The sequence below is a fragment of the Stenotrophomonas sp. HMWF003 genome, from assembly GCF_003061285.1.
GTDB classification, from domain to species: domain Bacteria; phylum Pseudomonadota; class Gammaproteobacteria; order Xanthomonadales; family Xanthomonadaceae; genus Stenotrophomonas; species Stenotrophomonas maltophilia_AP.
The window spans coordinates 5,783-15,140 of sequence record NZ_QAIW01000266.1; the positions used below are offsets into that span (position 1 = coordinate 5,783).

Below are 9,358 nucleotides of genomic sequence, written 5' to 3' on the forward strand. Positions count from 1 at the left end.
CCATCGCGCCCCTCAGAACGGCTTGGCCAGCACCAGCCACACCACGCCGATGAACAGCACCAGCGGCAGTTCGTTGAACCAGCGCAACGCGCGCGAGGACGGCAGCGGCTTGCCGCGAACGTTGCCCTTCAACAAGCGGCCGGTCCAGGAGTAGTACACCAGCAGCAGCACCACCAGGCCCAGCTTGGCGTGCAGCCAGCCGGCCGCGCCCGGCGCCACCATGGTCGGGAAATCGGGGATCACCTTGTAGCCCAGCCACAGCACCAGCCCCAGGATCAGCGCGAAGCCGAACATCATGTGGCCGAACTTGTACAAGCGCAGGCCCATCAGCTGCAGCCGCTCGGTCACCGGCAGCTGGCCGGCGGTCTCGCTCAGGTTCACCAGGATCCGCGGCAGGTAGAACACCGCCGCCATCCAGGCCACCACGAACAGCAGATGGAAGGTCTTGACCCAGTAATAGCTCTGCATGCGCTCGCTCCAGCGGCTGGCGTAGGTTGTCGGGCATTCTCGCATGCCCGGGCAGAGCCGCCCCATGCTGGGCTGGCGCGACCAATCGCCACACCACCGCCACGCAGGCCGCTGCGCGACACCGTACGATAGGCGCCGTTTTCACGACTTCGCATGATCGCCATGGACAAGACCTACGACGCCGACTACTTCAAGCGCTGGTACCAGGCCGACCAGGCCGGTGGCGCCGCGCGCCTGGCGCGCAAGGTGGCCCTGGCCGTGGCCAGCGCCGAGTACTACCTGGAACGCCCGATCCGCAGCGTGCTCGACATCGGCTGCGGCGAAGGCGCCTGGCGCGCGCCGCTGCTCAAGCTGCGCCCGCGCGTGCAGTACCTGGGCTTTGACAGCAGCGAGTACGCCATCCACCGCTACGGCCGCAGCCGCAACCTGCACATGGCCAAGGTGGGCGACTTCGCCTGGTTGCGCCCGTGCGCGCCGGTCGACCTGCTGGTGTGTTCGGACGTGATGCATTACGTGCCCAGCCGCGAGCTGCGCCCGGCCCTGGAGGGCTTCGCCGAACTCACCGGCGGTGTGGCCTTCCTGGAGGCGTTCAGTGCCGAGGACGAGTTCGACGGCGACCACGAAGGCTTCCAGGCGCGTCCGGCGCGCTGGTACCGCAGTGGCCTGAAGAACGCCGGCTTCACCGCGCTGGGCTCGCACTGCTGGCTGTCCCCTGCCTTGGCCGGGCATGCCGCCGCGCTGGAACGCGCGGACCGCTGATTCTCGATAACAAATGAGACAGACCCCGTATTAACGCGCCGATCCTGCCGGTAGGCTATGCTGCGCGGCAACATAAGACCATACATATTCGGACGCCATGCTTTATCAACTGCATGAGTTGACCCGCAACATGCTCGCCCCGTGGGTTCACCAGGCCCAGGCCAACGCCAAATTCTTCGCCAACCAGGGTCACTGGTGGTCGCAGATGCCCGGTGCCGATCGCCTGGCCGCGGTCAACGAGCTGTTCCATCGCATCGGCAAGGATTACGAGAAGCCCGAGTGGGGCATCAACGAAATCGAGGTCGATGGCGAGCGCGTGCCGATCGTGGTGCACGAGGAAGTCAGCAAGCCGTTCTGCAAGCTGCTGCGCTTCAAGCGTCACAGCAACGAGGCCGACCAGCTGCACACCATGCTCAACCAGCCGTTCGTGCTGGTGGTGGCGCCGCTGTCGGGCCACCACGCCACGCTGCTGCGCGACACCGTGCGCACCCTGCTGCGCGACCACCGCGTGTATGTCACCGACTGGGTGGATGCACGCATGGTGCCGGGCAGCGACGGCGAGTTCGGGCTGGACGATTACATCGCCTACGTGCAGGAATTCATCCGCCACCTGGGCGCTGAAAAGCTGCACGTGGTGAGCGTGTGCCAGCCGACCGTGCCGGTGCTGGCGGCGGTGTCGCTGATGGCCAGCCGTGGCGAGCCGACGCCGCGCACGCTGGTGATGATGGGCGGCCCGATCGATGCGCGCTGCAGCCCCACCGCAGTGAACAACCTGGCCACGCAGAACCCGTTGTCGTGGTTCGAGAACAACGTCATCCACACCGTGCCGGGCACCTACCCCGGCGCCGGTCGCCGCGTGTACCCGGGCTTCCTGCAGCATGCCGGGTTCCTGTCGATGAACCCGAGCCGGCACTTCAGTTCGCACTGGGATTTCTACGCCGACCTGGTCAAGGGAGACATGGAAGACGCCGACGCGCACCGTCGTTTCTACGACGAGTACAACGCGGTGCTGGACATGCCGGCCAAGTACTACCTCGACACCATCGAAGTGGTGTTCCAGCAGTTCCTGCTGCCGCGTGGCAAGTGGTACGTCAACGGCGAGCACGTGAACCCGGCGGCGATCACCGGGACGGCCCTGCTCAGCATCGAGGGCGAGCTGGACGACATCGCCGGGCTCGGGCAGACCGAAGCGGCGCAGGCGTTGTGCAGCGGTATTCCGGCCGAACACCGCGAGCATTTCATCGTGGAAGGCGCCGGCCATTACGGCATCTTCAGCGGCCGCCGCTGGCGCGAAACGGTGTACCCCAAGGTGCGTGATTTCTTCGCGACCCATGCGTACACCGCGACGGCCAAGCCGAAGAAGGCCGCCAAGATCACCAGCAACGTCACCCCGTTGCGGCGCAAGGCGGGCTGAGAGCACCTCGCAGCGCATCCGGTAGTGCCGGCCGCTGGCCGGCTCCAAGCAATGCCGGCCGAAACCAGGTAGTGCCGGCCGCTGGCCGGCTCCAAGCAACGCCGGACGAAACAAGGGTAGTGCCGGCCGCTGGCCGGCTCCACGCGATGCAGGACGAAACCAGGGTAGCCCCGGCCGCTGGCCGGCTCCAAGCAATGCCGGACGAAACCAAGGTAGTGCCGGCCGCTGGCCGGCTCCAAGCAATGCCGGACGAAATCAGGGCCCCGGCCGCTGGCCGGCTCCACGCGATGCAGGATGTACGTGGAGCCGGCCAGCGGCCGGCACTACCGGTCTTGGCCTAACGGTCGGGAATTACAGCCGCACCAGCAGGTGCTTGGCCATCATCCCGTGCAGGTGGCCGATGCCGCGTGCCAGGTGCAGGGTGACGAACAGCAGCAGCACCCCGGCCACCGCCAGCAGCGGCGTGGCCCACATCGACAGCATCTGCTCGCCTTCGATGTAGATGCCCGGGATCTCGCCGGTGAACAAAGCCGCGACCGGCGCCCAGATGAAGGTCAGCGAGATTGAGAGCAGGGTCACCGCGATGGTGAAGTACACGATGCCCAGCGGCAGCATCAGCACGAAGTACAGCAGCGTCAGCCAGGTGCGGCCATCGGTGAACATGTCGCCCACCCGCTGCAGCCAGCTGCGGCTGCGGTCGGAATAGGTCGGCCGGCGCGGCATGCGTTCGCCCAGCAGCGCTTCCACCAGCCGCCCTTCCAGCAGCGACAGACCGCGAACCGACCCGAAGAACAGCACGGTGATCGGAATGCCGATGATCAGCACCATCAACCCCAGCGACAGCGACAGCCCGGTCACCACCCAGGTGAAGAAGAACGTGCCGGTGGCCAGCGACAGCAGCATGTAGAACAGCGCCCCGTAGGTGCGGGCTTCCAGCGCCACGCCGAAGAACCGGGCCAGCGCCGAACGCGGCTTGGGCGTGGCCGGCGGCGGGGTGCCGATGCTTGCCGCGGCCGCCCCACACGCCGTGCCCGCGGCCACCACGGCCCGGCGCAGCGGCGCTGCACCCGCGCTGGGCGTACGCAGCGCGCGGTTCACGGTGATTTCGGTTTCGCGGTAGATGTCGGCCACTTCTTCCGGCGCGCCGTAGCTGCTGGCGACGTCGGCGATCACCTCGGCCTCGCTGCGGCCGGGTTGGGCCGCCAGTTCGGAGCGCAGGTACTCCTCGGCGTCGTACAGCGCGTCCTGCACCATCGCCGGATCGGCGTCGTGCAGGGCGGCGCGCAGCTGCGCCAGGTACTCGGGAATGGTGGTCGGCAAGGCCCGACCGGCCACGGACGCAATGTTCATTCACTTACCCCTTCCAGGACGGAATCGACGGAATCACGGGTGGCGCGCCACGCGGCGGTCCATTGCCGGAGCACCTCACGGCCCGTGTCATTGATGCGGTAGTAGCGTCGCGGCGGACCGGCCATCGACGGTTCAACATGGCTTTCCAGCAACCCGGCCCCTTCCAGGTTGCGCAGCACCGGGTACAGCGCGCTCTGCTTGCCGCTCAGCACCCCCTCGCCGACCCGCTCCAGCTCCTTGGCGATCAGGTAGCCGTACAGCGGCTCGCCGGCCTTGGCCAGCACCGCCAGCAGGGCCAGCGAGACCGTGCCGGCGCTGAGCTCTTTCTGGAACTTCTTGAGGTGGGCGTCGTGGTCGCTCATCGCGTTCTCCAACTAGCGTGGAGTCAACACTAGTGTGAAGTCCGGTATAGCGAATGTGCCCTTAGTCACCGTGCCGGTTGGGCACCGCACCGCCGCTGGTCGCAGCAGCCGCGCTTCGCGCACAATCGGCAGACACTTCCTGAACGGGTTCGCCATGTCGCCTTGCCGCACTGCCCTGCTTGCCCTCGCCCTTGCCTGCGCGCTGCCCGCCAGCGCCGCCACGCCCTACCGCAGCCCGCAGCAGATCCTGGACGCTTCCCCGGCCAGCGATTGGCGCACGCCGGACCCGGCCAACGTGCTGTACATGACCCTGCCGACCGGGCGGGTCACGATCGAGCTGGCCCCGGCGTTCGCGCCGCAGCACGTGGCCAACATCCAGACGCTGGCGCACGAACATTTCTGGGATGGCGAGAGCATCTACCGGGCCCAGGACAACTTCGTGGTGCAGTTCGGGGACGCCGATGCCGACGATGTGGCCAAGGCCAAGCCGCTCGGCAGTGCCAAGCGCAAGCTCCCGGCCGAGTTCCAGCGCGACAGCAAGGGGCTGAAGGTGAGCGTGCTGCCCGACCGTGACGGCTGGGCAGACCAGACCGGCTTCGTCGATGGTTTCCCGGTGGGCCAGGACCGGCAGGACGGGAAGACCTGGCTGGCGCACTGCTACGGCACGCTGGGTGCGGGCCGCAGCAACGAGGAAGACAGCAGCATCGGGGCGGAGCTGTACGTGGTGACGGGGCAGTCGCCGCGCCAGCTGGACCGCAACATCACGGTGGTGGGGCGGGTGCTGCAGGGGATGGAGTTGCTGAGCGCGCTGCCGCGTGGGCCGGCGCCGATGGGCTTCTATGCCGACGCCGCGCAGCGCACGGCGATCCAGTCGATCCAGCGCGCCAGCGACGTGCCGGCGGCGCAGCGGCCGAAGCTTGAAGTGCTGCGCACCGAATCGAAGACGTTTGCCGATGTGGTGGAGGCACGGCGCAACCGGGTGGATGATTTCTACAAGCGCCCGGCGGGACATATCGACCTGTGCAACATCGCGGTGCCGGTGAGGTAACAGTGAGACAACCGACGCTACGGCGTCTTGTTTTCCTGCGCTTGAGGCAGTCCGGTAGCCCTGCGCAGGACACGCCGTGAACCCTTGCTTGAGGGCTCGTCCACAACATCCATGCTGTGGACGGTCCTGCGCAGGGCTACCGGCCTGCCTCTGGACAGAGTGCGCGTGCGCAACCTACCGCTTCTGCGACGCAGCCACGCTACCCAGGATCAACGCACCGGCGACCACCATCGCCCAGGTCACCGCTTCGCCCAGGAACAGCCACGCAAACAGCGCGCCGAACATCGGGACCAGGTAGGTGACGGTGGAGGCGCGGGCCGGGCCGATGCGGGCGATGAGGCGGTAGAACATCAGGAATGCCAAGCCGGTGCAGACCACGCCCAGGGCGATGGCGCAGACCCAGGACACGGTCGGGATCGGGGCGGCCGGCCAGTGGGTAAGCGCCATCGGCAGCAGCGCGATGGCGGCGCACCCGAGCGTGGCGCCGGCCGATGCGGCCGGCGGCAAGCCGGTCATGTGCCGCTTCACCAGGTTCACCCCCAGGCCGTACAACAGCGCGGCCAACGCGCCGGCGATGACCGCCGCGCCGATGCTCAGCCCCGACACCTTGGCGGTGGCCAGCACCACCACGCCGGCGAAGCCGACCAGCAGCGCGATGGCGCGGCGCATGCCAATCTTCTCGCCGAAGAACAGGAAGGCAATCAGCGCGGCGAAGAGCACGGTCATGGCGTTGCAGATCGCGCCGATCGCAGCCGGGGCACGTTGTGCGGCCCAGGCGAACAGCACGAACGGGATCGCGGAGTTGATCACGCCGATGGGCGCCAGCCACAGCCAGCGCCGTGCCGGGAACTGCGCGCGGGCCTGCCACAGGAACGGCAGCAGCACCAACGCGCCCAGCAGCAGGCGTACTTCCACCAGCGCGTACGGACCGAAGCTGGGCACCGCCACGCGCATGAACAGGAACGAGCAGCCCCAGATCGCGCCGAGCACGGTCAGTTCAAGCGGGGTGCGCCAGTCGCGTTCGACCACGGCGCTCGCCAGCGGTGCGCCGCTCATGGACGCACCCCGGACAACAGGCAGATGCGTGGCTGAATGGCGGTCGCGGACGGCAACATGGGGGCGGCTCCAGGGGACAGGGACACAGCATCGGCCTACCGGCAAGGGCCCACAAGCGCGTAGTATCCGGGCAAGCCACAAATTTCATTTGGGTCTCATCCATGATCCTGCGCCCCGCCCTGCTGCCCGCGCTGGGGGTATTCGCGGTTGCCGCGCGCCACCAGAATTTCGCCCATGCCGCCGAGGAGCTGCACCTCACCGCCAGTGCGGTCAGCCACCATGTGCGCAAGCTGGAAGTGCTGCTGGGCACGGTGCTGTTCCAGCGCCACGCGCGCGGGGTGCGGTTGACCGCCGAGGGGCGCCAGCTGGCCGATGCCGCGGCCGCGGCATTGAGCGATCTCAATGCGGTGGCCGGCAACCTGCATCCCCAGGCCGACATCGTGCCGTTGCGGGTGACCACCATCCGCTCGCTGTCGTATTGCTGGCTGGTGCCGCGGCTGGCGCGCTTCACTGCCCAGCACCCGCAGGTGCGTATTGAGCTGCAGACCAGCACCGAACTGGTGCGCTTCGACGACACCGGACCGGAACTGGGCATCCGCTACGGGCTGGGCCAATGGCCTGGCCTGCGCGCACATCACCTGATGGACGACGAGCTGTGCCCGGTCGCGTCGCCCGCGTTGGCTGGCGTGGCGGCCCTGCGCGAACCGGCGCAGATCGCGGCGTTGCCCCTGATCAGCGACATGTCACCGCAGGGCTGGCGCGACTGGTTCCGCGCGGCCGGCGTGCGCGGCCTGGAACTGCCGTCGGTGCATTCCTTCAGCGACAGCACCGACGCGATGCGCGCGGCGGTGTACGGCATCGGCGCGGTGCTGGCACGCAAGCACATCGCCCAACCGTATCTGCAGCGCTATGAACTGGTACGCCTGCCCGGTCCGGCACTGAAGGCGCGCTATGCCTATTACGTGGTGCACGCCGAGCACCGTCCGCTCAGCCCTACCGCCGTGGCGTTCATGGACTGGCTCAAACGCGAAGCGCTGGATGAGCGCACGCCGATCCCGGCGCTGCCCGACGAGCTGCTGGGCCGCCCCTGAGCACGCAACGAAAGGTTCAGGCCGTCCTCACCCGGCCTTGTCCACGCGCTGGCTAGGCTGGAGTTCCTTTCCCACAAGGCACGGTCCATGGCCCTGTTGCGACTCAGAATCACCGGCAGCGAAGACGACGCGCGTGCCATCACCGACCTGCTGCAGAGCATCGAAGGCATCGAGCATGTCGAGGAAACCGACGACCTCATGCCCCACATGGACGATGACGATTCCAGCTCGGCCGGCCTGTCCGACGATATCGGTCCGGGCATCCATGAGCTGGAAGTGGAGGTAGGCAATGCACTGGGCGCGCAGCGCGTGCGTGATGCCGTGCAGGAACTGGCGCTGGAGCTGGACGTGTTCGTGGAATACGAGCACGACGAAGGCTGATGGCTGCGCGGTGCCGGCCGTGACCGGCACCGCGCCTATCCGGCTCAGCTGGCCTGCGCGGCCACACGGCGTTTGCGGCGACGCCACAGCCGGGCGCCGATCCAGGCGAAGACCCAGCCCACCAGTGCCCACGGCAGCAGTGCCGACAGCGCGCGGATCAGGAAGGCTACGCTGGTGGTCAGCACGGCGCCGGATTCGCTGAGCGCTTCGCCGATTTCGCTGCGGCTGCGCTGCCCCGACGGCGTGTGGAACTGCATCGTCACCAACTGGGTATCGATGCGGCGGTGCTGCTGCGCCGCGTCCTTGTTGGCCTGCTCCACCCCGGCCTCGATTTCCGACAGGCGCTGGGTGATGGTGAGCAGGTCGGCCAGCTTGATGTCCTTGCTGTCCTGGTAGGCCAGCAGCCGCTCGTGTTCCTTCTGCAGGCGAGCCTTGGTCAGTGCGGTATCGGCCACCTGCTGGGCAAGGTCTTCGGCGTGGGTGTTGCGCGACGCCACCTCACCGCCCTGCCCGGCCAGGCCGATCAGCGGCTCCACCCCCTTGGGCGCGATCCGTACCTTTACCGACCCGCTGGGGTATTCGCCGCCCTGCTGACCCACCTGCAGCACCGCGCAGTCACCAAAGCGCGCGGACTGGCAGGCCTCGGCGATCTGCTTCACGCGCGGGGCGATCCCAGCGGCGTCCAGGGTAATGTCCAGATCGTGCTCATAGGCCAGCATCGCCCCTTCCGGCGAGGCCAGTGCACCGGCGCTGCCCGCAGCGGCCGCCGCTTCGCCGTGATTCCGGGCCGCGCACCCGGCCAGCCCAAGCACCAGCATCCCTGCCCACGCACCCTTGGGGTGCCACAGCGTCCCTTTCATTATTTGCTTGCTCCGTCGTAGCGATTGATCGTGAGCCCGTCCAGGTCCACCCCGGGCAGGCACCGCACGTTGACCGCCACCATCCTGCTGCCACTGCGGGGGTCCACGCCCTCGCTGAACGGGGCGATGCCACAGGTGCGGCAGTGGTGGTGTTCCAGGTGGTGCTGGTTGAACTGGTAGGTAGCCACGTCGGCCGGATCGGTCGTCAGCCGCAGCGCCTCGCGCGGGCCGAACCAGAGCAGGCCACCACGGCGACGGCACAGCGAACAGTTGCAGTCCAGGGCGTCGGTGATCGGCTCGGCCGCCTCGACCACGAACGCGATCTGCCCGCAATGGCAGCTCCCTTCGTACTGCATGGCGCACCCTCCGGCTGGGAAAGGGCCATGGTAATCCAATGGCACGGGCGCGGCCGGGCGCGGGGGCCTATGCTCGGCGATTGACCACAGCACAGGATCGCCGATGCGCCAGCATCTTCTCGCCCTCGCCCTGATCGCCGCCCTCGGCGGCTGCCAGCAGGCCGACGCCCCGACCGCCGCCTCCGGCACGCCGGCCGCCGCTGCCCCCGCCGG

At 68.1% G+C, this 9,358-nt stretch carries 11 protein-coding genes; 5 read left to right on the forward strand and 6 right to left on the reverse strand.

The genetic code is table 11. The annotated features are described in order from the left end of the window. Positions 1 to 12: 12 nt before the first annotated feature. Complete coding sequence (locus DBR34_RS11075) at positions 13 to 468, reverse strand: CopD family protein (protein WP_128096832.1); 456 nt, start codon at positions 466 to 468, stop codon at positions 13 to 15. Between the two features lie 162 nt (positions 469 to 630). Here DBR34_RS11075 and DBR34_RS11080 point away from each other — a divergent pair, with 162 nt between their 5' ends. After that, complete coding sequence (locus tag DBR34_RS11080) at positions 631 to 1,227, forward strand: class I SAM-dependent methyltransferase (RefSeq protein ID WP_128096841.1); 597 nt, start codon at positions 631 to 633, stop codon at positions 1,225 to 1,227. Between the two features lie 97 nt (positions 1,228 to 1,324). Beyond that, a complete protein-coding gene (gene phaZ, locus DBR34_RS11085) occupies positions 1,325 to 2,641 on the forward strand; it encodes a polyhydroxyalkanoate depolymerase (protein ID WP_128096833.1) in 1,317 nt (438 codons plus the stop codon). A 351-nt stretch (positions 2,642 to 2,992) separates the two neighbouring features. Here phaZ and DBR34_RS11090 read toward each other — a convergent pair whose 3' ends face one another. Then, positions 2,993 to 3,991, reverse strand: coding sequence for a sensor domain-containing protein (locus tag DBR34_RS11090; RefSeq protein ID WP_128096834.1), 999 nt, complete (start codon positions 3,989 to 3,991; stop codon positions 2,993 to 2,995). Further along, entirely contained in the window at positions 3,988 to 4,353 is a 366-nt protein-coding gene (locus DBR34_RS11095) for a PadR family transcriptional regulator (RefSeq protein WP_128096835.1), read from the reverse strand. Before DBR34_RS11095 ends, DBR34_RS11090 begins: the two co-directional genes overlap by 4 nt. A 154-nt stretch (positions 4,354 to 4,507) precedes the next feature. Between DBR34_RS11095 and DBR34_RS11100 the strand changes: the two genes are divergently transcribed. Continuing rightward, entirely contained in the window at positions 4,508 to 5,401 is an 894-nt protein-coding gene (locus DBR34_RS11100) for a peptidylprolyl isomerase (RefSeq protein ID WP_128096836.1), read from the forward strand. 174 nt (positions 5,402 to 5,575) lie between these two features. Here the strand turns inward: DBR34_RS11100 and DBR34_RS11105 are convergent, their stop codons facing one another. Next, a complete protein-coding gene (locus tag DBR34_RS11105) occupies positions 5,576 to 6,457 on the reverse strand; it encodes a DMT family transporter (RefSeq protein ID WP_128096837.1) in 882 nt (293 codons plus the stop codon). Positions 6,458 to 6,618: 161 nt separating this feature from the next. On the opposite strand from DBR34_RS11105, the gene DBR34_RS11110 reads away from it, so the two are divergent. Both DBR34_RS11110 and DBR34_RS11115 read left to right on the forward strand, forming a co-directional pair. Next, a complete protein-coding gene (locus tag DBR34_RS11110; protein ID WP_128096838.1) occupies positions 6,619 to 7,548 on the forward strand; it encodes a LysR substrate-binding domain-containing protein in 930 nt (309 codons plus the stop codon). Between the two features lie 87 nt (positions 7,549 to 7,635). Then, a complete protein-coding gene (locus DBR34_RS11115; protein WP_128096839.1) occupies positions 7,636 to 7,929 on the forward strand; it encodes a hypothetical protein in 294 nt (97 codons plus the stop codon). A 44-nt stretch (positions 7,930 to 7,973) separates the two neighbouring features. Here the strand turns inward: DBR34_RS11115 and DBR34_RS11120 are convergent, their stop codons facing one another. Both DBR34_RS11120 and DBR34_RS11125 read right to left on the reverse strand, forming a co-directional pair. Next, entirely contained in the window at positions 7,974 to 8,747 is a 774-nt protein-coding gene (locus DBR34_RS11120) for a DUF4349 domain-containing protein (RefSeq protein ID WP_128096842.1), read from the reverse strand. 41 nt (positions 8,748 to 8,788) lie between these two features. After that, the gene (locus tag DBR34_RS11125) at positions 8,789 to 9,145 is read right to left on the reverse strand and encodes a GFA family protein (RefSeq protein WP_128096840.1); all 357 of its coding nucleotides are present in this window, start codon (positions 9,143 to 9,145) and stop codon (positions 8,789 to 8,791) included. Positions 9,146 to 9,358 lie beyond the last annotated feature (213 nt).

Coding starts and splice junctions, on each gene's coding strand:
- DBR34_RS11095 (WP_128096835.1), bottom strand. CDS start 4,353: ATGAGCGACCACGACGCCCACCTCAAGAAGTTCCAGAAAGAGCTCAGC.
- DBR34_RS11120 (WP_128096842.1), bottom strand. CDS start 8,747: ATGCTGGTGCTTGGGCTGGCCGGGTGCGCGGCCCGGAATCACGGCGAA.
- DBR34_RS11090 (WP_128096834.1), bottom strand. CDS start 3,991: ATGAACATTGCGTCCGTGGCCGGTCGGGCCTTGCCGACCACCATTCCC.
- DBR34_RS11125 (WP_128096840.1), bottom strand. CDS start 9,145: ATGCAGTACGAAGGGAGCTGCCATTGCGGGCAGATCGCGTTCGTGGTC.
- DBR34_RS11100 (WP_128096836.1), top strand. CDS start 4,508: ATGTCGCCTTGCCGCACTGCCCTGCTTGCCCTCGCCCTTGCCTGCGCG.
- DBR34_RS11110 (WP_128096838.1), top strand. CDS start 6,619: ATGATCCTGCGCCCCGCCCTGCTGCCCGCGCTGGGGGTATTCGCGGTT.
- DBR34_RS11105 (WP_128096837.1), bottom strand. CDS start 6,457: ATGAGCGGCGCACCGCTGGCGAGCGCCGTGGTCGAACGCGACTGGCGC.
- DBR34_RS11075 (WP_128096832.1), bottom strand. CDS start 468: ATGCAGAGCTATTACTGGGTCAAGACCTTCCATCTGCTGTTCGTGGTG.
- DBR34_RS11080 (WP_128096841.1), top strand. CDS start 631: ATGGACAAGACCTACGACGCCGACTACTTCAAGCGCTGGTACCAGGCC.
- DBR34_RS11115 (WP_128096839.1), top strand. CDS start 7,636: ATGGCCCTGTTGCGACTCAGAATCACCGGCAGCGAAGACGACGCGCGT.
- phaZ (WP_128096833.1), top strand. CDS start 1,325: ATGCTTTATCAACTGCATGAGTTGACCCGCAACATGCTCGCCCCGTGG.